General features: G+C 40.6%; 48 protein-coding genes. 47 read left to right on the top strand and 1 reads right to left on the bottom strand.

The window, feature by feature from the left end; translation table 11 throughout:
- Nucleotides 1-5 precede the first annotated feature (5 nt).
- Together MHH23_RS18345 and MHH23_RS18340 are read left to right on the top strand one after the other, a co-directional pair.
- Nucleotides 6-311 (top strand): hypothetical protein, encoded by a 306-nt coding sequence (locus MHH23_RS18345; RefSeq protein WP_007496139.1) that lies wholly within the window; start codon nt 6-8, stop codon nt 309-311.
- Nucleotides 308-526, top strand: a complete 219-nt coding sequence (locus tag MHH23_RS18340; RefSeq protein WP_099679808.1) for a hypothetical protein — start codon at nt 308-310, stop codon at nt 524-526. The genes MHH23_RS18345 and MHH23_RS18340 overlap by 4 nt, the downstream gene beginning before the upstream one ends.
- On the opposite strand, the gene MHH23_RS18335 is transcribed toward MHH23_RS18340, so the two are convergent.
- Complete coding sequence (locus MHH23_RS18335; protein WP_327862193.1) at nt 513-956, bottom strand: hypothetical protein; 444 nt, start codon at nt 954-956, stop codon at nt 513-515. The two genes, MHH23_RS18340 and MHH23_RS18335, sit on opposite strands and share 14 nt — an antisense overlap.
- Before the next feature lie 71 nt (nt 957-1,027).
- On the opposite strand from MHH23_RS18335, the gene MHH23_RS18330 reads away from it, so the two are divergent.
- From MHH23_RS18330 to MHH23_RS18110, 45 genes are all read left to right on the top strand, one after another.
- Nucleotides 1,028-1,798, top strand: coding sequence for a phage antirepressor (locus MHH23_RS18330; protein ID WP_327862192.1), 771 nt, complete (start codon nt 1,028-1,030; stop codon nt 1,796-1,798).
- 94 nt (nt 1,799-1,892) lie between these two features.
- Nucleotides 1,893-2,462, top strand: coding sequence for a helix-turn-helix domain-containing protein (locus MHH23_RS18325; protein WP_327862191.1), 570 nt, complete (start codon nt 1,893-1,895; stop codon nt 2,460-2,462).
- The gene (locus MHH23_RS18320) at nt 2,459-2,737 is read left to right on the top strand and encodes a YqaH family protein (protein ID WP_340960032.1); all 279 of its coding nucleotides are present in this window, start codon (nt 2,459-2,461) and stop codon (nt 2,735-2,737) included. Before MHH23_RS18325 ends, MHH23_RS18320 begins: the two co-directional genes overlap by 4 nt.
- 206 nt (nt 2,738-2,943) lie before the next feature.
- Entirely contained in the window at nt 2,944-3,123 is a 180-nt protein-coding gene (locus tag MHH23_RS18315) for a hypothetical protein (protein WP_106036630.1), read from the top strand.
- Nucleotides 3,123-4,016 (top strand): hypothetical protein, encoded by an 894-nt coding sequence (locus MHH23_RS18310; RefSeq protein ID WP_267527916.1) that lies wholly within the window; start codon nt 3,123-3,125, stop codon nt 4,014-4,016. The genes MHH23_RS18315 and MHH23_RS18310 overlap by 1 nt, the downstream gene beginning before the upstream one ends.
- On the top strand, nt 3,988-4,785 hold the full coding sequence (locus MHH23_RS18305) for a PD-(D/E)XK nuclease-like domain-containing protein (protein ID WP_327862189.1): 798 nt from the start codon (nt 3,988-3,990) through the stop codon (nt 4,783-4,785). The genes MHH23_RS18310 and MHH23_RS18305 overlap by 29 nt, the downstream gene beginning before the upstream one ends.
- Before the next feature lie 188 nt (nt 4,786-4,973).
- Complete coding sequence (locus MHH23_RS18300; RefSeq protein WP_327862188.1) at nt 4,974-5,663, top strand: DnaD domain protein; 690 nt, start codon at nt 4,974-4,976, stop codon at nt 5,661-5,663.
- Nucleotides 5,653-6,456, top strand: coding sequence for an ATP-binding protein (locus MHH23_RS18295; protein WP_327862187.1), 804 nt, complete (start codon nt 5,653-5,655; stop codon nt 6,454-6,456). Before MHH23_RS18300 ends, MHH23_RS18295 begins: the two co-directional genes overlap by 11 nt.
- Nucleotides 6,457-6,469: 13 nt before the next feature.
- Nucleotides 6,470-6,646 (top strand): hypothetical protein, encoded by a 177-nt coding sequence (locus tag MHH23_RS18290; RefSeq protein WP_327862186.1) that lies wholly within the window; start codon nt 6,470-6,472, stop codon nt 6,644-6,646.
- Nucleotides 6,647-6,737: 91 nt separating this feature from the next.
- On the top strand, nt 6,738-7,172 hold the full coding sequence (locus MHH23_RS18285; protein ID WP_226804908.1) for a RusA family crossover junction endodeoxyribonuclease: 435 nt from the start codon (nt 6,738-6,740) through the stop codon (nt 7,170-7,172).
- Between the two features lie 21 nt (nt 7,173-7,193).
- On the top strand, nt 7,194-7,349 hold the full coding sequence (locus MHH23_RS18280; RefSeq protein WP_268498447.1) for a hypothetical protein: 156 nt from the start codon (nt 7,194-7,196) through the stop codon (nt 7,347-7,349).
- 75 nt (nt 7,350-7,424) lie between these two features.
- Entirely contained in the window at nt 7,425-7,625 is a 201-nt protein-coding gene (locus MHH23_RS18275; protein ID WP_229200360.1) for an XtrA/YqaO family protein, read from the top strand.
- 17 nt (nt 7,626-7,642) lie between these two features.
- A complete protein-coding gene (locus MHH23_RS18270) occupies nt 7,643-7,900 on the top strand; it encodes a hypothetical protein (RefSeq protein WP_327862185.1) in 258 nt (85 codons plus the stop codon).
- Nucleotides 7,900-8,604: a DNA-methyltransferase gene (locus MHH23_RS18265; RefSeq protein WP_024720085.1), complete on the top strand. Its 705-nt coding sequence runs from the start codon at nt 7,900-7,902 to the stop codon at nt 8,602-8,604. The genes MHH23_RS18270 and MHH23_RS18265 overlap by 1 nt, the downstream gene beginning before the upstream one ends.
- A 28-nt stretch (nt 8,605-8,632) precedes the next feature.
- On the top strand, nt 8,633-9,091 hold the full coding sequence (locus MHH23_RS18260) for a hypothetical protein (RefSeq protein WP_340960030.1): 459 nt from the start codon (nt 8,633-8,635) through the stop codon (nt 9,089-9,091).
- A 21-nt stretch (nt 9,092-9,112) separates the two neighbouring features.
- Nucleotides 9,113-9,811: a dUTP diphosphatase gene (locus MHH23_RS18255; RefSeq protein WP_340960029.1), complete on the top strand. Its 699-nt coding sequence runs from the start codon at nt 9,113-9,115 to the stop codon at nt 9,809-9,811.
- Nucleotides 9,811-10,179: a YopX family protein gene (locus MHH23_RS18250; RefSeq protein ID WP_340960027.1), complete on the top strand. Its 369-nt coding sequence runs from the start codon at nt 9,811-9,813 to the stop codon at nt 10,177-10,179. The genes MHH23_RS18255 and MHH23_RS18250 overlap by 1 nt, the downstream gene beginning before the upstream one ends.
- Nucleotides 10,179-10,634, top strand: a complete 456-nt coding sequence (locus MHH23_RS18245) for a hypothetical protein (RefSeq protein WP_340960025.1) — start codon at nt 10,179-10,181, stop codon at nt 10,632-10,634. Before MHH23_RS18250 ends, MHH23_RS18245 begins: the two co-directional genes overlap by 1 nt.
- Before the next feature lies 1 nt (nt 10,635).
- Nucleotides 10,636-10,899: a hypothetical protein gene (locus MHH23_RS18240; RefSeq protein WP_111292441.1), complete on the top strand. Its 264-nt coding sequence runs from the start codon at nt 10,636-10,638 to the stop codon at nt 10,897-10,899.
- A gap of 14 nt (nt 10,900-10,913) precedes the next feature.
- On the top strand, nt 10,914-11,342 hold the full coding sequence (locus MHH23_RS18235) for a hypothetical protein (RefSeq protein WP_340960023.1): 429 nt from the start codon (nt 10,914-10,916) through the stop codon (nt 11,340-11,342).
- 11 nt (nt 11,343-11,353) lie between these two features.
- Nucleotides 11,354-11,704 (top strand): hypothetical protein, encoded by a 351-nt coding sequence (locus MHH23_RS18230; protein WP_340960020.1) that lies wholly within the window; start codon nt 11,354-11,356, stop codon nt 11,702-11,704.
- Nucleotides 11,705-11,914, top strand: coding sequence for a hypothetical protein (locus MHH23_RS18225; RefSeq protein ID WP_211063144.1), 210 nt, complete (start codon nt 11,705-11,707; stop codon nt 11,912-11,914). It abuts the gene before it with no gap.
- Between the two features lie 93 nt (nt 11,915-12,007).
- Nucleotides 12,008-12,130, top strand: a complete 123-nt coding sequence (locus MHH23_RS18220) for a hypothetical protein (protein WP_340960018.1) — start codon at nt 12,008-12,010, stop codon at nt 12,128-12,130.
- A 9-nt stretch (nt 12,131-12,139) separates the two neighbouring features.
- Nucleotides 12,140-12,628: a sigma factor-like helix-turn-helix DNA-binding protein gene (locus tag MHH23_RS18215; RefSeq protein WP_340960017.1), complete on the top strand. Its 489-nt coding sequence runs from the start codon at nt 12,140-12,142 to the stop codon at nt 12,626-12,628.
- A gap of 3 nt (nt 12,629-12,631) precedes the next feature.
- Nucleotides 12,632-13,087 (top strand): sigma-70 family RNA polymerase sigma factor, encoded by a 456-nt coding sequence (locus MHH23_RS18210; protein WP_340960015.1) that lies wholly within the window; start codon nt 12,632-12,634, stop codon nt 13,085-13,087.
- A gap of 154 nt (nt 13,088-13,241) precedes the next feature.
- The gene (locus tag MHH23_RS18205) at nt 13,242-13,421 is read left to right on the top strand and encodes a hypothetical protein (RefSeq protein WP_267527898.1); all 180 of its coding nucleotides are present in this window, start codon (nt 13,242-13,244) and stop codon (nt 13,419-13,421) included.
- A gap of 133 nt (nt 13,422-13,554) precedes the next feature.
- Nucleotides 13,555-13,722 carry a hypothetical protein gene (locus tag MHH23_RS18200; RefSeq protein WP_340960013.1) on the top strand — a complete coding sequence of 56 codons (168 nt, stop codon included), beginning with the start codon at nt 13,555-13,557 and terminating at the stop codon, nt 13,720-13,722.
- Between the two features lie 48 nt (nt 13,723-13,770).
- The gene (gene terS, locus MHH23_RS18195; protein ID WP_034282954.1) at nt 13,771-14,490 is read left to right on the top strand and encodes a phage terminase small subunit; all 720 of its coding nucleotides are present in this window, start codon (nt 13,771-13,773) and stop codon (nt 14,488-14,490) included.
- Nucleotides 14,477-15,781 (top strand): PBSX family phage terminase large subunit, encoded by a 1,305-nt coding sequence (locus MHH23_RS18190; RefSeq protein ID WP_340960010.1) that lies wholly within the window; start codon nt 14,477-14,479, stop codon nt 15,779-15,781. Before terS ends, MHH23_RS18190 begins: the two co-directional genes overlap by 14 nt.
- Nucleotides 15,778-16,053: a hypothetical protein gene (locus MHH23_RS18185; RefSeq protein ID WP_024720096.1), complete on the top strand. Its 276-nt coding sequence runs from the start codon at nt 15,778-15,780 to the stop codon at nt 16,051-16,053. The genes MHH23_RS18190 and MHH23_RS18185 overlap by 4 nt, the downstream gene beginning before the upstream one ends.
- A gap of 2 nt (nt 16,054-16,055) precedes the next feature.
- On the top strand, nt 16,056-17,510 hold the full coding sequence (locus tag MHH23_RS18180; RefSeq protein ID WP_340960008.1) for a phage portal protein: 1,455 nt from the start codon (nt 16,056-16,058) through the stop codon (nt 17,508-17,510).
- A complete protein-coding gene (locus tag MHH23_RS18175; RefSeq protein WP_340960006.1) occupies nt 17,491-18,411 on the top strand; it encodes a phage minor head protein in 921 nt (306 codons plus the stop codon). Before MHH23_RS18180 ends, MHH23_RS18175 begins: the two co-directional genes overlap by 20 nt.
- A gap of 3 nt (nt 18,412-18,414) precedes the next feature.
- Nucleotides 18,415-18,678 carry a hypothetical protein gene (locus MHH23_RS18170; RefSeq protein ID WP_024720099.1) on the top strand — a complete coding sequence of 88 codons (264 nt, stop codon included), beginning with the start codon at nt 18,415-18,417 and terminating at the stop codon, nt 18,676-18,678.
- A gap of 155 nt (nt 18,679-18,833) precedes the next feature.
- On the top strand, nt 18,834-19,499 hold the full coding sequence (locus MHH23_RS18165; protein WP_340960005.1) for a phage scaffolding protein: 666 nt from the start codon (nt 18,834-18,836) through the stop codon (nt 19,497-19,499).
- A 12-nt stretch (nt 19,500-19,511) separates the two neighbouring features.
- A complete protein-coding gene (locus MHH23_RS18160; protein ID WP_251211297.1) occupies nt 19,512-20,498 on the top strand; it encodes a coat protein in 987 nt (328 codons plus the stop codon).
- Nucleotides 20,458-20,760, top strand: a complete 303-nt coding sequence (locus tag MHH23_RS18155; protein WP_080673871.1) for a fibronectin type III domain-containing protein — start codon at nt 20,458-20,460, stop codon at nt 20,758-20,760. Before MHH23_RS18160 ends, MHH23_RS18155 begins: the two co-directional genes overlap by 41 nt.
- Nucleotides 20,761-20,952: a Rho termination factor N-terminal domain-containing protein gene (locus MHH23_RS18150; RefSeq protein ID WP_034282935.1), complete on the top strand. Its 192-nt coding sequence runs from the start codon at nt 20,761-20,763 to the stop codon at nt 20,950-20,952. It abuts the gene before it with no gap.
- Between the two features lie 4 nt (nt 20,953-20,956).
- Nucleotides 20,957-21,253, top strand: coding sequence for a phage head-tail connector protein (locus MHH23_RS18145; protein WP_340960004.1), 297 nt, complete (start codon nt 20,957-20,959; stop codon nt 21,251-21,253).
- Nucleotides 21,247-21,588 carry a phage head closure protein gene (locus MHH23_RS18140; RefSeq protein WP_034647806.1) on the top strand — a complete coding sequence of 114 codons (342 nt, stop codon included), beginning with the start codon at nt 21,247-21,249 and terminating at the stop codon, nt 21,586-21,588. The genes MHH23_RS18145 and MHH23_RS18140 overlap by 7 nt, the downstream gene beginning before the upstream one ends.
- Complete coding sequence (locus MHH23_RS18135) at nt 21,581-22,000, top strand: HK97-gp10 family putative phage morphogenesis protein (protein ID WP_039167465.1); 420 nt, start codon at nt 21,581-21,583, stop codon at nt 21,998-22,000. Before MHH23_RS18140 ends, MHH23_RS18135 begins: the two co-directional genes overlap by 8 nt.
- A gap of 15 nt (nt 22,001-22,015) precedes the next feature.
- Nucleotides 22,016-22,414, top strand: coding sequence for a DUF3168 domain-containing protein (locus tag MHH23_RS18130; RefSeq protein WP_039167463.1), 399 nt, complete (start codon nt 22,016-22,018; stop codon nt 22,412-22,414).
- 13 nt (nt 22,415-22,427) lie between these two features.
- Nucleotides 22,428-22,952 (top strand): phage major tail protein, TP901-1 family, encoded by a 525-nt coding sequence (locus tag MHH23_RS18125; RefSeq protein WP_046526964.1) that lies wholly within the window; start codon nt 22,428-22,430, stop codon nt 22,950-22,952.
- Nucleotides 22,939-23,214, top strand: coding sequence for a fibronectin type III domain-containing protein (locus MHH23_RS18120; protein ID WP_304716959.1), 276 nt, complete (start codon nt 22,939-22,941; stop codon nt 23,212-23,214). Before MHH23_RS18125 ends, MHH23_RS18120 begins: the two co-directional genes overlap by 14 nt.
- 68 nt (nt 23,215-23,282) lie before the next feature.
- Nucleotides 23,283-23,792: a tail assembly chaperone gene (locus MHH23_RS18115; RefSeq protein WP_251211292.1), complete on the top strand. Its 510-nt coding sequence runs from the start codon at nt 23,283-23,285 to the stop codon at nt 23,790-23,792.
- A 17-nt stretch (nt 23,793-23,809) separates the two neighbouring features.
- Nucleotides 23,810-24,118 (top strand): hypothetical protein, encoded by a 309-nt coding sequence (locus MHH23_RS18110; RefSeq protein ID WP_039167454.1) that lies wholly within the window; start codon nt 23,810-23,812, stop codon nt 24,116-24,118.
- Nucleotides 24,119-24,120 lie beyond the last annotated feature (2 nt).

Below are 24,120 nucleotides of genomic sequence, written 5' to 3'. Positions count from 1 at the left end.
TTAACATGTTGAACATCGACCATGAAGCCTTTAAGGAAATGTTCAGAGAAATCATTGCGGAAGAAGTTGCTAAAGCGATGCAGGATTTTAGAACAACTCAACTGCCGCCAATGCTAACGAAAAAACAGCTTATGGAGCTATTCAACATTAAAGATACAAAGGCTTCACAGCTTTTAAACCGTGAAGACTTTCCGGTATTTAGAGAAGCGGGTCTATTAATTCCAACACACTTGCTTTTCAAGTGGATTGAAAACAATACCCGCTGGATTAACGAAAACACAGATTACTTCAAGAAAGGAGTCACAGCATGAACAAGAACATGGAAAGTTATTCATTAACAGAAACAGTTCAAAAACATTTGAGAGAAAGCCCTAATGGGATGTTAACAAGCATTCTTCAAGTATCTGAACATTCTTTGTCCAGTTTGAGAAAACAGGGTCCAGCGAGAGTGAACCCTGCTAACTTCTTACAATTCATTGAGAAAACCTTAGAAAGAGAAGGGCTTGTAATTACTAAAATTGAATGAACCTCAATTTTGAATACCCTTTTGACTGATTGAAGTCATCATTCGAGAAGTACCATTCTGGATCAAAAATATCTCTTTCAACAGTGTTAGGGTCAAAAGAATCCAAAGTTTTTTCAGTAGAAACCCAAGTTGATACCAAGTGATCTAAAGCCATATCGTGCTTAATCAAATCACTTATAGCTTTTCTGTCAGTTAAAAGATCATTAGATTCAAAAAGCTTCTGAGCTTTAGATTTATGAAAGTTAAACAACTGGATTAACAATTCCTTATATTTAACAGGATTAGAAAAGAATTCGTATATGTCATCAGGACCATTCGTTGTTTCTTTGAATGTTTTTCCATCAGGAAAATCAACTAGAGCTTCTTGATAGATATTTTCCCAACCACAAGGGAGTTCTTCAATATCCAAGTTCCATAAATATGCATTCATTTTATCACCACCTTCATGAAGATTTTACCACATGAAAGATTAATAGTTATACAAGATTTGGAGGTTAAAACATGAATCAATTACAACAGATTTTCAATTATCAGGATCAAGAAGTCCGAACAGTCATTCAAGATGGACAACCTTGGTTTGTCGCAAAGGATGTATGTGACGTATTAGAAATCGGTAACCCAAGTCAGGCTTTAAGTCGTTTAGAAAATGATGAGAAGAATACCATCATTTTAAATGAGGGTATTGGCAATCCCAATAAAACAATCGTAAACGAACCAGGTCTTTACACATTAATTCTAGGAAGCCGCAAACCTGAAGCTAAACAATTTAAGCGATGGATCACCCATGAAGTTATTCCGACAATCCGAAAGACAGGCGGTTATGTAGCAAACGATGATCTATTCATTCAAACTTATCTGCCGCAGGCTGATGAACAAACAAAACATTTTTTCAGAGCCACCTTGCAAACGATGAAAGAACAAAGTAAGCAGATTGAAGCAATGAAGCCTAAAGCGCTTTTCGCAGATGCAGTCGAAACGTCTGAATCATCTGTACTTGTTGGAGAATTAGCAAAACTGCTTCAACAAAATAATGTGCAAATCGGACCAAACAAACTCTTTGAATGGTTAAGAGAGAATGGATACTTAATCCGCAAAAAAGGTGAATCCTATAATCTCCCAACACAGCGCAGTATGGATATGGGGCTGTTCGAGATTAAGAAGCGAGCTGTTAACAATCCTGACGGTTCAGTTAGAACAACACGCACACCGAAAGTGACTGGAAAAGGTCAAGTTTATTTTATTAATAAATTTCTAGCGTCAGAAACAGCATAATCGTTAACCAATTCAGCGCAGGGTTTTCTATACCTTGCCTGTCCCTTCATTAATATTTTAACAACAAAAACTGAATAGAAAAGGATGGGAACAAATGCAGAACAGTCCGTATAATCAGCGGAATTTACCTGAAATCATGAGGGGAGTGAGGAAAGAAGCCGGATATTCGCAGTATCAGCTAGGCAAATTAATCGGAGGGCGTGATCAGAGGAATGTATCAGACATTGAAAATGGTTATGTCAGACCTACACCTGAATTGTGCATCAACTGGTTCAAAGCATGTGGAGCCTATGAACATATTGACCTTGTTCATTTCATTTTCAAGCTTCATCCACTCGCCGCGGCACCGATTGATCCCGCCTTAAATGATAGTCCACATAAAGCCCTGATCAATTTGGTACAGGAAATGAAAGATGCACAACAAGCTATCAGCGAGCTTGCGGAATGGTTGAACAATACCCGACCGGGCAAACATGGCGAGCTTCCGATGCAGGCTATCAAGCAAATATACGACCTGACACAAGCAAATAAAACACTCATGTACTCAATGGCTCGTGAGTTTGGCTTAAAAATAACAGACTTAACTGAGAAATGGTCTAAAAAGGCCATTGTCGCAGAGGTAGCAATGCACAAAAGGCAGGATAGGGAGGCCGTACTAGCATGATTGATAAGCAGTTTTTAAGTGAAGATATTCCGCTGGCGGAATCAAAAATTGACAGTGCAAAAGAGCTTTTATACCTTGCTCATCAAGCACTAAAAGATGGTGACTATGACGAACTTGCAAGTCTAGTTGGAAGCATTAGAAATATCAGCGAGGATCTTGTGCGGATGAATAACGAGGGGCTTTTAATTAAAGCAGCTGAGTCAATTCAGAAAAAACATGGTGTACGTCTTGAGGTTGTCACACGAACTGAAAGGAGCGAGACAATTGAATATTGAGCATCCGATGGTAACGCAGATTAATAGCTTTGGTTATCCGAAGAGTCATTGGAAAGACGAGCAAGAAAGAGACGGTTATGAAGAGGAAGAAGAGGATGACAAATAAAAAAACCCGCTTGGCATAGCGAGTTTTAAGGTGTACTGCTTCTGATTGGTTACGGACAGTATACCAAATCTTTAACAAAAATTCAATGGAGGTATACATGATGTCAAAATATCAAATCAGTTTTGATCACCGCCGTGAAGCGCAAGAACGTTTAGAGCAAGCGGGCGGTTGGATCGACTACAAAAAAGGACAACCTGTGTTCAACTTTCCGAACGCTCAAGCAAAACAGAAATACATTCAATTGGGGCAGGCGGCATATCGCAGAAAGGTGGAAATGTAATGAATGGTTTAACCAATATTGATTACTCGAATTATATGCCTCAAGGAAATACAGCAACTTCCGTCACAACAGAAGCAATGGTGAGCAGGCAGGCGCAAGAGGTTCAAGCTGCTATGGTCGTAGCAAAAAAATTTCCGAGAGACGTCTATGCTGCATTTGAGCGAATTAAGAAAGCATGTGAAAGAAAGCTGTTAGCTGAGAGTGCTGTTTACGAATACCCAAAAGGTGGATCGAAAATTTCAGGTCCTTCTATCCGGCTTGCTGAGGCTTTGGCTCAGAACTGGGGGAACATTGATTACGGGATAATTGAGCTAGAACAAAAAGCGGGTGAATCGTCAGTAATGGCGTATGCGTGGGATCTTGAGACAAATACACGACAAACAAAAATATTCACGGTAAAACATGAACGGAAAGCTAAGGGAACCGTAACTAAGTTGAATGATTCGAGAGATATTTATGAGCTTGTGGCTAATCTAGGGGCACGCCGTGTTCGTGCCTGCATTCTTGGAGTAATACCAGGAGACATTGTAGATGCCGCTGTTGATATGTGTCAAAAAACATTGATTAACGGACATAAGGAGCCGTTAGAGGACCGTTTGAGAAACGCCTTATCAGCTTTTAAAACTGAATTTGGTGTTACTAAAGAAATGATCGAAGAATATGTAGGGAGCAACTTGGATGCTTTTACTGAGCAAGATTATCTCAAGATTGGTCGTATTTACACTTCCTTACGTGATGGTATGGCAAAGAAAGAAGATTACTTCAATGTGAAAGTTAGCAGTGCCACCAAGTCAAAGGCAGAAGAAGACTTTCAAAAACAAAAGGAACAAAAAGAAAGCAATAAAAAGGCGGGTGATCCTGTAAATGGGGATTCCGGTGATCAATCAAGATAACTATTACTCTAACGAGATAGATAAAGTCTACATGTCTAATTCTCAATATAAAAGTTTCTTAGAGTGTGAGGCGGCTACGATTGCAAAGATTAACGGCGAATGGCAGCCGCCGTCCTCTGAGGCTCTTCTCTTCGGCCAGTATGTTCATGCTTGGTTAGAAGGTGAAAAGGCATTCGATTCCTTCAAGATGAATACACCATCATTGTTCACTCAAAAGGGCCAGCTGTACAAGCAATATCAATTAGCTGATCTCATGATTGAATCAATTCAAAACGATGATCTGTGTATGTTTGTTCTTCAAGGAGAGAAAGAAGTCATTGTTACTGGTGAATTGTTTGGTGTTCCGTGGAAAGGCAAGCTCGATGTCTACAACCCAAATGGAGGACGTTTCGCAGATTTAAAGACAACACGTTCCCTTCGTGAAAAAGTTTGGGATCAAGAACTAGGATATTGTTCATTTGTAGAGGCTTACGGATATATAGGTCAAATGGCAATTTATGCAGAGTTAGAAAGGCAAATGTCTAAAAGGAATGAATGGCTTGAGCCTCTTATCGTTGCCATTTCAAAAGAAGATCCACCAGATAAAGCCGTAATCAATATAGACAATTCCAGAATGGAAGTCGAGCTTGAAGATATTGAGAAGCATATGGAGCGAATCATTCAAGTGAAACATGGCGGTGAGCCACCAAATCGGTGTGAAAGATGCAAGTATTGTCGTTCCACAAATCAACTAAACAGAATCATTCATTTTTCGGAGCTGATCAGTTGATGGAAAAGGATTTTTTGATAAAGGTCACTATTCCTTATGCTTACTTGTCTTTATCAGAATCAAGCAAAGATCAAGCCAGTTTGTTTAGGTCATATGTAAAAGACTTCATTAAGAGAAACGAAACTGGGCTTACTTATATCAAAATTAGCGGTATGTATGCCCTATGTAAGTTGAAAGGGCGTGAATAGATGAACTATCTCAAAGAAATAAACGGCTTCATGAGGTGGCTTGAAACATCACCCTTGAAGCCAACTACACAAGCACTGTGGTTACAGCTAATGGATATTAACAACGGTTGCAGCTGGCGAGAGTGGTTTACCGTAAGTAACACAACATTAGTAGCACGATTAAATGTCTCTGAGAAAACGGTTCTTGAGCATCGAAAGATCCTAGTCGAAGCAGGGAGAATCGAATACATCCCGCAAGGAAAGAAAGCCGGACGGTACCGCATAATCAGCCTTGAAAATGTCGCAAGCCCTGTACCTGAAAAGCCAAAACAAGAAAAACCAACACGACAGGAGGACGAGCCAATGAACCCAAACCCATTTGAATTTTATGAAAGTCACTTCGGCGGCACTTTAAACAGCTTTGTAAGTCAGCAAATTGGTGACCTGATAGACGATTTTGGAGAAGAAAACGTGATTAAAGCAATGAAAATCACTTTGAAAAACGGCGTTCAGAACATCAAATATGTTCAGCGGGTCCTTTCAAATCAGCGGGCACAAGAAGGAGTGAAGAAAGATGCAGAGTATGGGCGATACCTTAAAGTCGTTGGAGAAAGCAAATCCGGCACTAGCGAAGAGACTGAGAGACTCCAAGAAATTGCAAGAAGAAAAGGTCTATCCGGTCAGGTACGAGACACTCACTGTGACTTCTGAAGAACATTGCATGTATGGGAAATGCGATGGATCAGGGTTGATATGGATTATTGATCATGAGGAAAACAAAGAATTTATGGAAGAATGTCCATGCAAAGAAGTGAAAAAGCTCTCAAATAGGCTTATGAGTGCAAGACTACCCGAAGAGTTCAAAGACGCTTCTCTAAACTCTTTTGATATCAATGTTTACGACAAACCCGAATCCAAAGAGCGAGCAGCCAATGCTAAAAGGGTTGCTAAAAACTATGTTTTGAAATTTGAAAAGATGCGTGAACTTGGAAAAGGCTTGTATTTCTTTAGTAAGGAGAAAGGGAGCGGAAAGACAAGGCTTGCTGCCAGTATTCTTCATGCGATAACCAAAACACATGACAAGGTATACGACAAAGAAACCCAAACGTACAAACCACTTAAAATCATCTATTCGTCTACAGCTGATCTAATCGGAGAAATAAAGAGCACGTTTGATAGCGAATCAAAAGTGAAGAGTACCGACATTATGGATGCTGTCAAGACAGCGGATCTTGTTGTCCTAGATGATATTGGAGTGGAAAAGGTAACTGATTTTGTTGAAGAAACATTCACACGTATTCTTGATTACCGACTTCAAAACAAGAAGCCTACGATCCTTACAAGCAATTTAAGTATAGATGATCTTGACACAGTATATAAAAGCGGTCGGATCAGTAGCAGGATTGAAAAACTGGCGTTCCCAGTGATTATGCCAAATGAAAAGATTCGTAAAAAGATAGCGCAAAAAGAAAATGAAGAACTGCTTATGGAACTATACGAGTAAAGGAGAATGTCGGATGTGCAACACATGCAATGGCGAGAAAGTCGTCATAAACGAAAATACTTTCATGGCGGGCTTCTATCCATGTCCTGACTGTAACACCACAGGTAAAAAGCAGAGTTTGAAGCCAGTCATCGATCAATTAAATCAAATGCTGGCGAAAGCAAGGGCGTTGGAAGGAAAGACAGCATGAAGACGATAGCCTCACTTATCACTATCGCTTTCACAGCTAGATTCAGAGAAAGGAAGCTCCTGCAATGGCTGCGGGATGACGGGAGGTAGACATGACAATAGCATTCACAGTTTATGGCGAGCCAGTAGCACAAGGAAGACCAAGAGCTTCTACAAGGAATACTGGAAAAAGAAAAATCGTTATGCATGATCCACAGAAATCAAAAGATTTTAAGCATTACGTGGCTTTAGTCGCTTCACAACATAAACCAAATCAACTCATAACGGGACCTGTCTCAATGGATATCAGAGTATTCAGACCAATGACGAAGAAGATTTCAGATTCTAAGAAGCAAAAAGCATGTGCTGAAAAAGGAATTCTAAGGCCCACAACAAAGCCGGATGTTGATAACTATTCAAAAGGCATTAAAGACGCATTAAACAATCTAATTTACAAAGATGATAGTCAAGTAGTGGAATTGAAAGTCTGTAAGTTCTACAGCGAAGATCCAAGAGTCGAAATTATTATTACTGAATTGGCGGACTGAAAAGGAAGGCAGGGAGAAAACATGAGCGGAAAGCCTAACAACCCATATACAGCGGGGCCGGTTGTCACTTGGAAGATGACCAAAGAAGAGCTAGAGGCGTATCTAGCAAAACATCCTATCGTATATCGAGAAGAACTAAAACCGTCACCATCATACCAAATGGATAAATGGGCATAAAAAAACACCGAAGCCGCTGCTCCAGTGCTAATTAAATCTCACACTTTAATTATAACATATGGGGGCATGAAGCGGATGAAACCAACTGAAATTAAAGACTTTGATACAACAATTCATCAGAATTTAGAACCTGGGAAGGTCCGCATCATCGTAATAGACGGAAGCGAAGGAACCGCTCACATTACTGATGCTCCTGAACACGGAAAAACAATCATTCAAACTGCTAAAGGTCACTTTGCGAGAGTGGACCATGAAATAGGATTCAAGATCAAATAATCGGAGGTTGAAAGATTATGAGTCTACCAAAACACGTTGAACTGTCACAAGCCGTCAAAGCCTGCAAAAATCAAGCGATGACAATAGATGATGCAGCTGCTGAAATTAGAGTGCCTGACTATGTGGTTCCGATGCTGGTACGCAAAAATGATGATCTCGTGATAGAAGGTAACGTGGTCATGGCAAAGCGTGAGTCAAACGGGCCTGTCATACTAACGGTGCTTGGGTTCATGGCAATTATCGTGATCGCTGGGTTGATAGGCGGGATTGGATAATGATCAGTGGATTTGAAATAAATAAAATATATCGAACTGATTGTATAGAGGGTATGCGAAAATTACCGGATAAATCTGTGGACTTAACTTTAACTGACATACCTTATGGTGCTGTATCTAAAAATGGAGCGGAGCGAGCAAAGTATGCGGGTCAATTAAGGAAAATCGACAAAGGATTAGCAGATATAGTGACTTTCGAGTTAACCGATTTTTTACGAGAAGTGAGTAGAGTTACTAACGGTGGTGTTTATATCTTCTGTGGTGTTGAGCAATTATCTACTATATTTAGCTACTTTGATTCTCATAAGGATTTTATGGTACGTCAGTGCGCTTGGAGAAAGACGAATCCAGCACCATCTAACGGTCAGCATATGTGGTTATCTACGATGGAGAACTGCATTTTTGCAAAAAGGAGAAAAACAAAATTCAATGCTTTATGCAGACCGTCGGTTTGGGATTTCCCGATTAGCAGAGGGAAGCTACATCCTACTCAAAAATCATTAGATTTGTTTGAGTATCTAACGCAAGCGAGTACAGATGAGGGAGATTTAATCCTTGACCCATGCATGGGATCAGGTACAACAGCAGTAGCAGCGGTGAAACTCAATCGAAACTTTATCGGCTTTGAAATAGAACGAGAATATGTAGATATAGCAAACAAACGTTTAAACGGCGTGCAAATTGAACTGTTGCATCATCTATAAACAGCCTAGCGGCTTAGGAGGAAACGGAATGAGTGAACATGTGTTAAAGGAATTTGAAACGCTTAGGGAAGCGGTTGAATTTATAAAAGACGAACTGAAAAAAACTGATGCTGAAATAATCAAAGATAGAGAAATTTCGTTGGAAATGAATCCCGGTAGAGTATTGAAATCTATGGAGGAAGATAACTGGAACGATAATTTGTTTTTACTTTATTCGATTGATGACGGTCCTTTCTTCGTCTTTGAATCAGATTATGATATAGAACATTGGCTAGAAAGTGATGCTTGGGACAATTGGGGCTTGTGGGAACGTAACGATATTGAAGGATCACTCAATGAGGATGTAATGGTATGGCATTTTCATAGGAATATTTGCAAGGAGAAGTGGGAGATATCTTACGGAGATTCAAAACCATTTATAAACGGTTGGTCCAGACAACGTAAGAAAATTGAATTTGAAGCAGTTCCATCATTCTCATTAAATTAAATTGAAAAGGGGCCAACTAAAATGAATCTTGAAAAAATGTTTAAAATGCAAGCGGAGTTAGACCGCCGCATCATTAAAGAAAAAGGGCTGGAAGGTCAAGACCTGCTGCCTAACACTTATGTAGCACTTATCACCGAACTAGGCGAGTTTGCAAATGAAGGACGCTGGTTCAAGCATTGGAGTGATAAGAAAGAACCCAAAAGAAAAGTATTCACTACTGCAGGTGCAACACCAGAAAATGCTACTCATTTTAGATGCGAAAGTGATGATTGCGGTGAATTTCCAACCATAGAAGACTTTAAAAATTTGTTTGAACCCAATTATGATGAGTGTCCTATTTGCGAAGCTGGAAGCGTGACTATATACCGTGAAGTTGATCCCTTGCTAGAAGAATATGCGGACTGCATTCACTTCTTCTTATCAATTGCGATTAAAAAGGGATGGAAAGATGAATTGCATGTATCGGAAGAAGCGATTGAAGATTTCAAAGAAGTGGGATTTGACGGAGGTCTTTCAGGAGTTTTCACGGAGATGCAATGGCATCTACTGAATTCAAACGTGTACAAAGATGAAGTTAAGAAAAAATTACACTTTCGATTATCTTGGTCGTTATTCTTGGCAATTGGAATCGTTGGCTTCGGCTTTACTCCTGAACAAATAGAACAAGCATACACGGAAAAAAACGCCGTCAATCATAAGCGGCAGCAGGAGGGGTACTAATGCGAGAGATTAAATTCCGAGCTTTTGAGAAGCATTCACAACGAATGTTCTACAATGTCCAATCAGGTATTTATATGGATCCAGATGAATTTGAAAGTTTTAACGACATACTCGGGTTAGCACGTTATAAAGTGATGCAGTTCACAGGATTGAAAGATAAGAACGGTGATGAGATTTATGAGGGGGACATAGTTAGAGGGTCACTCCGACTGCACGATGATGTTGATCCAATTATACGAGAGGTATGTATGCATAATGGTTGCTACATGTTCGGAGTTTGGAATGCTCATGAGTATTTCAACAAACATCAGCATATCGAAGTTGTCGGGAACATTTATGAAGATCCTGATCTATTGGAGGAAGCCTAATGGATATTGTCATCAGATACGTTTTTAAGCACCGTGCAACTGGAAACATTGAAATCAAAATATACTCAATCAGCCAAATAGAAGAGCGTTCGGCACAAAAGCTGTCGCCATGCTTCGATGAAACAGAATACGAATTGATCTCTCGTGATCTGTGTGCAGATGAAGAGAAAGATGTCTTTGTCGGTGATTTAATCAAGGTTTCCCATTTTTCTGGTGACTATGTGGCGGTTGTGAAACTTGGAAAGTATGAACAGGATGGAAGCGGTAATGAGTATGAACCTTCAAAATGTGTAGGTTATTATGCGGAAGCAGTAAACCCAAAAGCCACTGATGAAGACGGCTATGAAGTTGTACCTGACTATCTGGTTCAAAACTCAATGATCGAGCTTGATTCGTATAAATGCATAGGCAACATCTATCAAAATCCTGAATTGTTAAAAACGGAGGGTGAATGAAATGAAATTTTTTAAAGTGAGAGATCCATATTATGCACTCATTAAAGCGAACACAAAAGAAAGTGCAATTAAACTCTATTTAGACGAGGTAGCAGCTGACGAAGGTGATCTATACATGAAAGAAGTGTCAGCTATCAATGCTGCTGTAACTTATGGCGTTTTGTTAGCGGAGACCGATGATGCCGAAATAACAAAGGTAGAAATGATTGAGAATTTAGAGGATGAAGAAGAACGTGTTTTATTAATGGACGGTGGCTTGCTATGAGGAAGGGGAAAACTATGGCTCATCTACTAATTATATTAGCTATTATTCTGGTGACACAGCTTTTATATGCACCATTCGCGAAAGCTGATTGGTCTAACTGGCAAAGAGGCGGATATGGTCATCAAGCACGAGTCTTTACGGATGATACCAATTACTATAAGGATGCCTCCACTGTCGACTGGAGAGCTGAGAAGAAGGGATCGGGAACGCTTTACTACACAGCTGGCGTTTACAAAAAGAGATCCAATGGCGGGTTAACAGATACTAATCTAGTGCAAAGGGGCAGATTCAAAACGTCAACGCCTCTAAAGTCGTTTAGCGTGAGTGAGATCCGCAAGCGTACCGGCAGAGGAACATATGTGATCCAGCTGGACTGCTACACTGATTCAGCAAAGAAAAAATACATCGGAACCTTTGAATCCTTGAAATTCAATATTCGATAGGAGGTAGCGGAATGACAATCAAATTATCAAGCCTATCAAACGAAATTAAACTAATCAACGAGAGTGGCTTTCTGCTCCAAACAGTCGCAGAAACAAAAGAAGATATTTTGGAAAGAGGAGAACATCATCACGAAGATACGTGGTTTCTATTCTTGAATGAAGACGTTTTTGGAGACGAAGTGGAAATAGATATTCTTCCAGACTGCTTTAAAGGATTTATCAAACTTGATAGATCAGAACTAGCAGCCATCAAGGATAACATTCTCCATACAGAAATGCATGGCCATAAGCTAACGAAAATCGAAAAAGGGATCTTAGCAAAGGTTGAAGCTGCTATGTATTCAGAATCGGAGGTAAAATAGATGGGAATTAAATTAACGGATATTGAGTTGCAAATGATAATTGATGATATGAAAGAAATCATGCCGTTACACATAAAAATGGCGGGTGAAGTTGCAAAACTTGCAAGTGCTTATTATGTAGAATATAAAAAACAACCTGACGTTGAACCAAGTGATGTCATTTCATTATCAGTAAAATCAGCTTTAACACATATCGGATTTAACAACTAAATAAGTCCAAGACGGAGAGCCTGCGGACACTGATCAACACCTTTTAAGGGTGCTGGTTGGTGTCCGTTTTCTTTTTGTCTGAAAGGAGAGGCCATGAAGAAGGAAAAGCCAAAAAAACAGTCGCAGGAGCTTACAGAAAGAGAGATACGTGAGCTCATGGGGCAAAACATGCAACGTTTGAAAAGAGCCAAAGGCGGGGCGTACAAGCGTAAATAGGAGGAAACAATGAACGAGTTGATTCTTGAGTATAAACGAGCGTTAAAAGATACAAAAAGAAGATATGAGCAGCTGGACGAAACAGATCCAAGCCGCAAGATTTTCAGTGCCATGATAAGTGACCTTGAATATGTGGTGAAATGGTTGTCCACTGGGAGGCAGCCAGAAGCGAAACGAGCGATTGAACGTAGATCAGTTTATCAACGTACTGTATTTGCTTCACCAGAAGTGCTTGAGGCTTTAGCGAATCAGTACCAGTTACGGGGAGAGTCAACACGCACAATAAGTGATGAAGATAAAAGATTAATCGAGGATGTTTTATCTGCACTGACAAAGAAGGAGAGAGAAATTTATATAACCGTTGTTGGTCATAACCTTTCTTTCAGCAAATGTGCAGCTCTTCATGGCATAGCAAAAGGATCTGTACAAAAACACATAGAGAGAGCAAGAAAGAAGATTGCAATTCAACTAGATTTAATAAGATCGAAGGGAGCATGAACCATGAACAAAAAAGAGATTGAAGGACTCATTCACAATTATCACTGGATGGCAAAAGAGGTTCAACGGCTCCAGCGTGTTTTATATGGCACTGACATACCTATGCGTAGCTGGGGTGTTGCTCAATATGGCATCGAGGCAACCTTACCGAAAGGGAGCAAAGGAAAAAGCCAAGCTGAATTGCGTGACATGGATATGAGGGAAGAAAGATTATTTAAACGTCTTCGGAAATATGAAGAACGTGTATACGCGATAGAGGCAGCAGCAAGCAAAATCGAAGGAGAAAAGAACCGTGTGGTCTATGACTGCATGATGGAGGGTATGAGTTATCGAGCCATTGGACTTCACTTGGGGCTGTCTCGAGAAAAGGTCCGTCAGATGAAAGATAATATCATCGACCAATTATGCCAATATTGCCACTTTGTGCACTTGTTGAATGATGAAAAATCCGTAGTGTAAAATGGAAGGCAGGACGGGGAGGCACAATTTCCCGCGTCACCACAAATTAATATATTTTCACTTGCTCTTGCGAGCTTGGGATTCGTTCGACAAATTCTGCGAATAGTTCCATATGCTCACTTTCTGCCGATAAATATAGGTGGGAGGTGAGATTGTGGCATTTCAACATACGTTAGAAGAAGCTCTTGAAAACAAAATAAGTGAAGAAGAGCTGAAAGACATATTTACGGAATTTTGTATTATCTTAACTGATGAAACATATTCCAATGCTGATATCGGTAAAAGGTTTCGGGAGGTCTTTGAAAAAAGAGTTTCTGAAAAATACTTAAAGTAATAAATAGCATCCTGCGGGGTGCTTTTTTTGTTCCCTGTAAACTGCTTCCGGTGAAGAATCTCTATAAAAAGTATCGGCTTAAAGGTAGAGTGCGGCGGCAGTTTAGAGCGAATAAATCAAAGGAGTGAATGACATGAAAACGGAACCGCCTTTAGGTGTTATTCCTAAGTGGCTACATGATGAACGTAGAACAGAAGATATTGCAGCAGCTATTGAACGAAGAATATCAGCAAGATCAGAAATTCCTCTTGAGTGGTTTGAAGAGTACAACAACCTCATCAAGCACCAAGTGAAGAAATAAAGATCCCGAAACAAACACGAATCAGAAGGAGGCGGCAGGTGAATGTAAATGGAATCGAAGCACATTCAGGCGGAGAAAGATTACGTCAAAGGTATGAAATACAAGGACCTTGCCGAGAAATACGGGGTGTCGATCAACACCATAAAGTCATGGAAAAAGCGGCATGGTTGGGAAAGAAAAAAGGGTGCACCCAAAAGAAAAAGTGTGCACACAAAAAAGGGTGGTCAACCCGGTAACGTTAATGCGTTAGGTAATAGCGGGGGAGCAGCACCAATACGAAACCAAAACGCAAAGACACACGGCTTTTATTCAAAGCACATGCCAGCAGAAGCGTTTGAGATCATGCAGGACATACAAGAGTTTTCACCAGTGGACTTGTTGTGGGAGCAAATACAGATTCAATTTACAGCCATTGTAAGAGCGCAGAAGATCATGTTTGTCGAGAATAAGGATGAAATGATCAAAGAGCTGAAAAAGAAAAAGTCAGTCGTTTCAGATTCAGCTGACATCGAAGAAGAAGAATACGAATTTCAGTTTGCTTGGGATCGTCATGCTACATTCCTAAACGCTCAATCTAGGGCAATGTCTGAGCTTAGGGGGTTGATAAAGCAGTTTGACAACATAGCCCATGAGACAGACGAAAGACGGCTTAAACTGGAGCAGATGCGCTTGAACATTGATAAAACAAAAGCCGAAGTCGAGAAAATGGAATTAGGTGACGTTGCACCAGTTTACATTGTTGATGATATAGGTGATGACGATGATTAAAGTATCGGAAGTGCTGGCACCGGCATTTCGTGAGTTTTGGAGATACAGAAGAGCAAAAGAGCATCTTCATTACGTTCTAAAGGGCGGACGTGCTTCTGGTAAATCATTCAGCGTGAGTAATGGTGTGGTAACAGATATTATTGAATACCCTGTTTCCGCTCTCGTGCTGCGTAAAGTACAGAATACGCTTGTTAAATCAGTTTTCGCACAGATAAAGCAAGCAACGGTAACGCTGGGTGTCTCTCATCTATTCAAGTTTGTTCCTTCTAGGTTAGAGATCATATACAAGCCAAGAGGGAACAAGATTTACTTTGCTGGTGCTGACGATCCTGAAAAGCTCAAATCAATCAAAGATGCTGATTTTCCAATAGGTGTCATGTGGATAGAAGAGCTTGCAGAATTTAAGTCTGATGAAGAAGTAAGCACCATCATGAACTCGGTGTTACGTGAAGAACTAACACACAAAACAAAGCCAGAAAACCCACGTAAACGGGCAGGGAAGTTTGATTATACGTTCTATTACACTTATAACCCGCCAAAACGTAAGCAAAATTGGGTTAACAAGAAGTATGAAACGTCTTTCCCTGCCGAAAACACGTATATTCATCATTCCACTTATTTAGACAACCCTCATCTATCAAAAGCGTTTATCAATGAGGCTGAGGAAACAAAAGCCAAAAATTATAAGAAATATAGATGGGAATATCTTGGGGAAGCGATCGGAACTGGTGTTGTTCCATTTGATAACCTTCAAATCAAGAAAGGCAGCATAACTGATGATATGCTCCGCTCCTTTGACAATATACGTCAAGGCGTTGACTTTGGATATGGTCCAGATCCGCTTTCTTTCGTCAGATGGCATTATGATAAGAAGCGAAGCAAAATATATGCGCTGGATGAATTATATGACCACAAAGTGTCTAATAGAGAACTAGCGAAGTGGATTAAATCAAAAGGCTATGAAAGCAATGAGATTACAGCCGATAGCGCTGAGCCAAAAAGTATAGACGAGTTGAAAAAGGAACACGGCATTAGAAGGGTTTCAGGAGCAAAGAAAGGCCCTGACTCGGTTCAATATGGTGAGGAATGGCTTGGTGATTTAGATGAAATAGTCATTGATCCATTAAGAACACCAAATCTAGCCCGTGAATTTGAGAATATTGATTATCAAACAGATAAAGACGGCAACCCGAAACCACGCCTTGAGGATAAAGAAAATCACTCTATTGATGCGACTAGATACGCGTTTGAGCGCGATATGCAACAATCGGGGGTGAGGGTATTAACGTGAAAAAGATCAGCTTTGAAACTGAAAAACCAAATGATTGGCGCAAAAAGAATCGTGTGCAGCTTAATGAAGATCAAAAAAACATAGTGGAATCATTAGAAAAAATGCTTGCTGATGCAAAAAGCGGAAAGATACACAAAATGATTGCTGTTTCTGAGGTTGACCAAGATCAGTACGTATTGGTTTATCGAGGTGCCACTTATCAAGAAGCATTGAATATGACACATACGCTAATGGATTACATGTTTGAACAATGGTATAGAGAGGAGGAATGACCATGTACCCAACATCGCCAACACATACAGAAGAGCTGATAAAAATCATCGAAGACAGCGCAGAAACATCCGACAAGCTGCCCGATACCACCGCTATACAAAAGATGATTGATAGGCACGATGGAGAGCGGGAACAGATGCTTGAAGGTGTCGCTTATTATTTGAATCAAGCGGATATCAAGAAGCGAATCCGATACTATTATAAACATGGCGTTAAAGTGGTTGATACAGAGAAACCAAACAATCGAATCTCTCACAACTGGCATAAGCTGCTGGTACAACAGAAGGTCCAATACCTTTTAGGGAAACCGATCACCTTCAATGCAGAAGAAGAAAGTTTTCTTGAAGTTGTGAACGACTTTATAGACGAAGATTTTGATGATTGTATGCAAGAACTGCTCAAGAATGCTAGTAACAAAGGCAAGGAATGGCTTCATCCATTTGTTGATGAAGAAGGTAACTTTGATTATCTTCGCATTCCAGCAGAGGAAGTCATACCAGTTTACGATTCAACCAAAAAACGAAGTCTGCTTTATGCTATCCGTTACTACGATGTTAAAAACATTGATGATGAGATCACCCGCAAAGTGGAATTGTACACAGATGAACAGATTTTCTACTATGTAGAGCATAACGGGTCTTTGATTCAAGACTTTGATTATAAAAACAACCCTGAAAGCCATTTCTACGACAAACGAGGGAAGGGGTATGGCTGGGGTAAGGTTCCAATGATCGAGTTTAAGAACAATGAAGAGGGTGTCAGTGACCTTATCTTCTATAAAGACTTGATTGATCAATATAATAACAACATTTCAAATAACGCTAACACGTTTGATGAAATGCAAGACTTGATCTACGTTTTGAAAAACTTCGCAGGGCAAGATTTAAGTGAATTTACAACGAATCTACGTCATTATAAAGCTGTGGAAGTGTCAGGGGATGGCGGTTTAGAAATGAAGAGCGCTGAAATCCCGATGGACAGCGCAAATTCACATCTGGACCGATTAGAAGAGAATATATACCGCTTCGGACAGGGTGTAAACAACAATCCTGACAAAGTGGGAAATTCACCGACCAACGTTGCAATTAAAAATCTATATTCATTGCTTGATCTAAAGGCGAATGAAGCAGAGCGGAAGTTCCGGCCAGCTTTGAGCGCCTTTTTTTGGTTCTTCACTGAATATCTAAAAATGACAGGTCAAGGAGAATACGATCCCACGCTCTTACAGATGACTTTTAACCGCTCTCGAATGACAAACGAGCTTGAGCAGGTTCAAATGTCGAATCAGAGCACAGATTTAAGCCGTGAAACACGAATTGCAAATCATCCGTGGGTTGATGATGTAGAAGCGGAAATGAAACGCATTGAAGCAGAGGAAACAGAATACAGAAACAGTATGCCGCCGTTAACTGAGATCGAAACGGGCGGTGATGAAGATGAACCAGAACGAGATTGATAAACTGCTCGATGACATGATCACAGAGGATGCCAAGAAAATTGATGCTGTCTTTGCTAAGAGATTGAAAGAAATCAATCAACAAATCGCGGCCCTTTATGCGAAATACAGTATAGATGGCAAGTTGTCTATGGCTGATCTAAACAAATACAACCGCTTCAAAAAAGAAATGGAGCGCATGACAGAGGAATCAAGCAAAGCATTCAAAACGGTTCTTATCATTGTCGAAGCATTAGCAGCCAAGCAGTTTCTTGAGAATTACATGCGGTCTGCTTATCTTTACGAGATAGAAGCGGCCGTGAAAATGGGTTATACGTTGCCAACAACTGCGATGATTCAACAGGCAATATTAAACCCGATAGCTGAATTGACTTTATCCGCTTTATATAAGCGTCACCGTGATGATTATGTCCGGCAGATTCAAATATCTATTGCTCAAGGTATTCAAGCTGGTGAAGATTATAGCAAAATAGCCAAGCGAATTGAGAGAAGCACAGAATTCGCAAGAAAAAAAGCCCGTGACGTAGCGAGAACGGAAGTTCATAGGGTACAAGTATCGGCGAGGATGAAAAGCGCTGAACAGGCTTCTAAGCATGCAAACTTAGAAAAGGTGTGGAATTCTACCCTTGACCTAAAAACAAGGGCGGGGCATAGAAAGCTAGATGGGAAGACCGCTAAAAATGGTTTATTCGTTTCTATTTACGGCGGTGTCGGCCCCGCTCCTGGTCACATGAATAATGCCAAAGATGATATAAACTGCCGCTGCACTGTCTCGTTCAAAGTGAATGGCAAAATGCCAGACACGAGAAGAGCGAGAAAAGGCGGTTCTGGAGCGGGCGAGGTCATCCCATACCAAACCTATGAAGAGTGGTACAAAACAATTGAGGGAAAGGGGGAATAATTCATGAAAGAGAATGAACGTGTTAAATACCTTTTAGATATGCTCAATAGCGTAATTCAATACAATGATCCTGTTACTTATGACGAGATTATCAGCGAATTGAAACAATCACTATTTACTCATGAAGCGTTTGATACGAAGACTGCTGAAAAAATGGTTGCATTACAAGAAGAGTACAGAGCAAAAGAGAATCATTCTAGTCAATTGAATGGATGGGGCAATATTGCTGCTAAACTATCAAACACATTTTCGGCAATAAATAAGTAAGAATTAAAGCTGTTTACTTATGTGACAGCTTTTTCTTTTGTCCTGAGCATGACATAAAAAGGCTTTTTTGCTCATTCTAAAGGCTTGGAGCCAAACTAAGCGCAAATCCTGTGCGTGAGGTGGACACGCAAAAAAACATCAAAGGAGAGGTTGAAATGAGTTTAAAAGAATTACTCGGTGATGATCTGTATGCGAAAGTCATTGAAAAAGCAGGAGATCAAAAAATTGATATTGTTAGTAACGGTCAATGGTTCCCGAAAGAGCGGTTTGACGCAGTGAACAATGAAAAGAAGGAATTGAAAAGCCAGCTTGACGAGCGGGATCAGCAGTTAAGCACACTGCAAAAGCAAGCAAAAGGAAATGAAGAGCTTCAAAACGCAATTGAGCAGCTGCAAGAAGAAAATAAAAAGGTGTCTGAGGAATATCAGCAAAAGCTGGAGAAACAAGCCTTTGACTTTGCTCTCGAAAGTGCTTTACGTGATGCAAAGGCGAAAAACATCAAGGCAGTAAAAGCCAATTTAAACGTTGATGGGCTTAAATTATCTGATGGCAAGGTCATTGGTCTTGATGAGCAGTTAGCCACTCTAAAAGAGAGTGACAGCTACCTGTTCGACACAGAGAATGACAGTTCACCGGGATTAGCGGGGAGACAGCCGCATGGAACAGGTAATTCTGTTGCTAATTTGCCAACAGCTAAAAATCCATTCAGTCAGGACCATTTAAACCTAACTGAGCAAGGGAACATTTTAAGAAGTGATCCCGAACAAGCTAAAAAATTAATCATCCAAGCAGGCGGAAATCCTGCAATCTATGGATTATAAAGGAGAATTTAAATGGCAGTAACTAGAGTTCAGGATGTTATCATCCCACAAATTTTCAACCAGTACACAATGAACAACACTGTGGAACAAACAGCGGTATATCGAAGTGGAATTATTCAGCCAGTACCGAATTTAGATGTCCCAAGTGGCGGAGATACAGTAAATATGCCTTTCTGGAACGACCTAGAAGGAGATCCGGAGGCAATTCAGTCAGACTTTGCGTTGACTCCAGAAAAAATCACATCAGGAAAAGACGTTGCACGGGTCCTTGAATTTGGAAAGGCATGGAGCAGTGAAGATTTAGCTGCTGAACTGGCCGGATCTGATCCAATGAGAGCAATCGGGGATCGTGTTAATAATTATTGGGAAAGACAAATGCAGCGAATGATTTTCCTTATGCTGAATGGTGTCTTTAGTAGCAACATCACTAATAATGATGGTGATCTAGTATTAGATATTTCGAGCGGTGATGAGAAAAAGTATACAACTTATCTATTTGCTGGTGGTGCCGTTGGTTATGCTCCAGGAATGCCTAAAGTACCGACCGAAACAGATCGAAATTCTCTTAAAGGTGAAGACATTCTGATCCATCGTAAGAAGTTCATTATGCATCCACGTGGTTTCAAGTGGACCGAAGCGGATGTTGCTGAGAAAATGCCTACACTGAAAGAATTAGCAAGCGCTAGAAACTATGAACGTGTTTATGACAAAAAGAAAGTCCGAATTGTGAAGATTATTTCCAATGAAGGACCAAACGCAGCAGCTAAATCAAAATTAAGCGGTGAAGTGATTCTTGATGCAGCTCAATTACTTGGGGATGCTAAAGGGAAATTCACTTCAATTGCAATGCATTCGGTAACGCATACAAATTTACAGAAACAAAACTTGATTGAGTTCATTCCTAATAACAGAGCTGATGTAGGTTTTGGAACATACCTTCAAAAATCTATTATTGTTGATGATTCACTTCCAGTGGAAGAGCCTATTCCTACGCCCTAATGCGCCCCAAAACCTACGGTTTACAAGCACAAGTAAATCTGTGACTGTCAATTGGGATGCCGTAGCTGGGGCGGATTCATACAATGTTTATCGGGGAGCAGACAAGCGTTTTGATAAGAATGTAACCAAGCCTGAATACAGCACGGACGGTCTAACGCCTGATACTAAGTTAACAATCAATGTCACTTCTGTTAATGAGAGCGGCGAATCTGCAATGTCGGAAATCGCAACTAAAACAGAAGCAGAAGGAGGCACCGAGTAAATGGGAGCAACAACCTTTTGGCTCTTGGAACAAGAATTGAAAAGGCGTGCGAAGATTGAAAAAGATGCTCAAGACGACCTGTCTTATGAAGAAATGACTGTTGAGCAGCTAAAGCAGGAAGCTAAAGATAAAGGTATTGCTGGTTATTACAACATGAAGCGTGAAACACTGCTTGAAAAATTGAAAGGGTGATCCAATGGACATCCAACAGATTAAAAGAATGATAGGAATGACCACAGATAAGCACGATGATTACTTGTCTGAGGTTGTTCCTATTTTTGTTGAATATGCTTCTGATTTTTGTAAGAACAAATTTGATGCAAATGACCTTCCGGCGGGTGTAAAACTCTTTATTGCGAAAGCCGCTGAGTACAATTTAAAACCAGCAGGTTTGGCAAGTCGAAGCATGGGTGATGTGTCGTACTCTTATGACACTGATTTTCCTGAAACGGTCACTAAGTACCTGTACCCGTATAGGAGGGCTTATTGGTGAGTTATGTATTTGAAGAATTCCCACATGAAATCACGTTTCAAAAACTCGAAAAAGTGCCGGACGGTGGCGGTGGCTACACTGAAAAGCATGTGGACTATCTTACAATACCCGCACGAGTGACAAGTGTTACATCAAGAGAGTTTTATCAAGCTCAACAGCTGCAAAACCCAGTTGATCACAATGTCTATTTCGAGTACAGGGAAGATATCAAAAAGACTATGCGAATCAAATACGAAAATAAAATACTCATCTTGAAATCAGATCCTATTGATCAAGGCGGAGAAAATGAGATCATGTGTCTCAAATGCCAAGTTTCAGAGGTGCTCAATGGCTGAGGTAAGCGGCAAATGGGCAAAGCAAATGGCGAAAACGGTTGAGAAATTCGAGCGCAAAGTCATAGATCGAGCAAAACAAATTGTCACAGAAACAGCAGAACTGATTTACAGTCATGCTGTCATTAACGCACCAACAGCCATGATTGATGGTGGGAACCTTAAAAACTCGATCGAGGTTGAATATCGAGACGAAGGATTGAAAGCCATCATCACCGTTGGTGCCGATTACGCAATATACGTTGAGTATGGAACCGGTATTTATGCAGAGGAAGGCGGCGGCCGTCAAACACCGTGGGTCTATTATGATGAAAAGCTAGGCCGATGGGTGATGACAAGAGGTATGAGGGCGCAACCATTCTTTAATCCTGCTGTAGAAGAGGGAATGAGGCACTTCGCAAGGGAAATGCAATAGAAAGGAGCTGCTGAAATGCGCTCATCATTGTGGCCGTTACAGGCTGCTATATTTGAAAGGCTATCTATGGATAAGCGGTTAAACGAACGTGTCACAGGCGTTTTTGATGCGGTTTCCAAAGATGCTAAAAAGCCTTATGTCTCAATGGGTGATGACGATGTGTCCTTATTTGAGACAAAAACATCTGCTGGCGAGGTTGTAAACGTGGTTTTACACTGCTGGTCAGATTACAACGGAAAAAAAGAAGCACAGCAGGTCATAGACCTCATGTTGCAAGCATTGACCAAAAGGCCCCTAGAAATAGAGGGCTTTTCTTTATGCCGTTCTGAGCTGCGAGGGATGCAGGTCATCACAGACATAGACGGATATACAAAACACGGTATCTTGCGAATGAGATACACGATAAACAATTGAGAGGGTGTTTTTAGTGGTAAACCTATTGAATGGTAAGGATGAAGTTTTCATTGTTCAACCAATTAGCGCAACGGATCAAAAAGGATTATTTATTGCTTTTCAGACTGAGGGTTCTCACACGAAAGAGCAAGATTCACTTGACGAAAGCACAAAATCAGGTCGTATCGTTGGATATGGAACAAAAAGTGAAAGTTTTGAGTTATCTTTTTATGCTGCGGACGATGATCCAGGTCAAAAAGCCATTGAAGCTGCTTTTGACAAAGAGGAAGCAGTACAGGTATGGAAAGTAAATCTTAACTTAAACGCAAATGGAAAACATGATGCTGAATATGGTCATGCGATCATTGAAAGCCTTGAGAAAAGCGCACCGCAGGATGGTTTTATCGAGGTTTCAACAACTCTTCCTGTTCTCGGAAAGACGTTTAAAGACGAATTAGAGCCGCTAGATCCAGAATTAATTGCTCAAATTCGATCTGCTGCTGGTGCTGACAGCTTCAAGCAGTTTGGTGAACTTAATAAGAAAGTTGAGACACCCTAAGCAGCCCCAAAATCTATCGTTTACAGCTACGTCTGACAGTATTTCAGTAAAGTGGGATGCGGTAGAAGGGGCGACTTCATATAACGTATACAGAGGTGCAGACAAGCGTCTTGATAAAAACGTCACTGACACAAGTTATGTCGCAACAGGGATGAATCCTGATACGAAACTGACCATTAATGTGACAGCAGTGAATGAAGCTGGCGAGTCTCCAATGAGTGAAATCGTTACACAGACAGAACCGGCTTCCACAGGAGAATAACACTTGAAGGGCCTCTATCATTTAGAGGCTCTTTTCTATTACAAATAACAAATCGGGGGTTTTTATAAATGGCTACTTTAACAATTGGAAATAAGGAATATACAGCAAGATGTGATTTCTCGTTTGACCGTACAGCAAATGAAAAATATACAAGTAAAGAGGAAGACAAATCAGGCGGCACGCTGAACATTTACATGGGCTTGCTCAATGAAGATGCTTTAATGCTTTCAGCTTTTTGGGATTGCGCTTTATCTCACCTTAAAGGCAGTAAACCGTCTTCAGAACAAATTGAAGATGCAATTATGAAAATCATTGACGAAGACACTAAAGGTGATGCTACTGACCGTTTGATTAACGAAGCATTCCAGACGCTTGAGAATGCCGGTTTTTTCAAAGGCAAGATCCGTCAGCAATGGACCATGATGGAGAAAATGGGGGCACCGAAGAAAGCGGCACCGAACGAAACGCCAGAAATGGCAGCGAAACGGATCGAGGAACAGGAACAAGCGAAAGAGTACATGGAAATGCTCAAGCAAGCCCGCAAAGAGCGGATGGGATCGACTACCTCAAAGTCATAGAAGATGCAGCTCGTTGGATGGGTGTCTATGACAACGATCTTATCATGTCATGGACTCCAAACGAGTATAAACGCAAGCTCAAGGCGGCCAAGCTGCGTGAAATTGATGAAATAGAGCGAATGACAATAAACGCAATGTTCCATCGGTATGCGAATAACGCCAAAAAAGTTAAGCCTTCACAAATGTTTGATGCACAAAAAGCTAGAGCAGAGCTTGAACGGGATGTCACTGGCAATGGTTTCAAAAATCAAGTGGATGCCAAAAAGCTGAACGATCTTAACATTGGATTAAGGAACATGCTTAGAAAACCAAAAGAAGAGGGGTGAGG

The organism is Bacillus sp. FSL K6-3458 (genome assembly GCF_038005045.1).
Taxonomy (GTDB): Bacteria; Bacillota; Bacilli; order Bacillales; family Bacillaceae; genus Bacillus; species Bacillus altitudinis.
The sequence above is the reverse complement of the archived record's forward strand: the minus strand, read 5'-3'. Positions and strand labels throughout refer to the sequence as shown.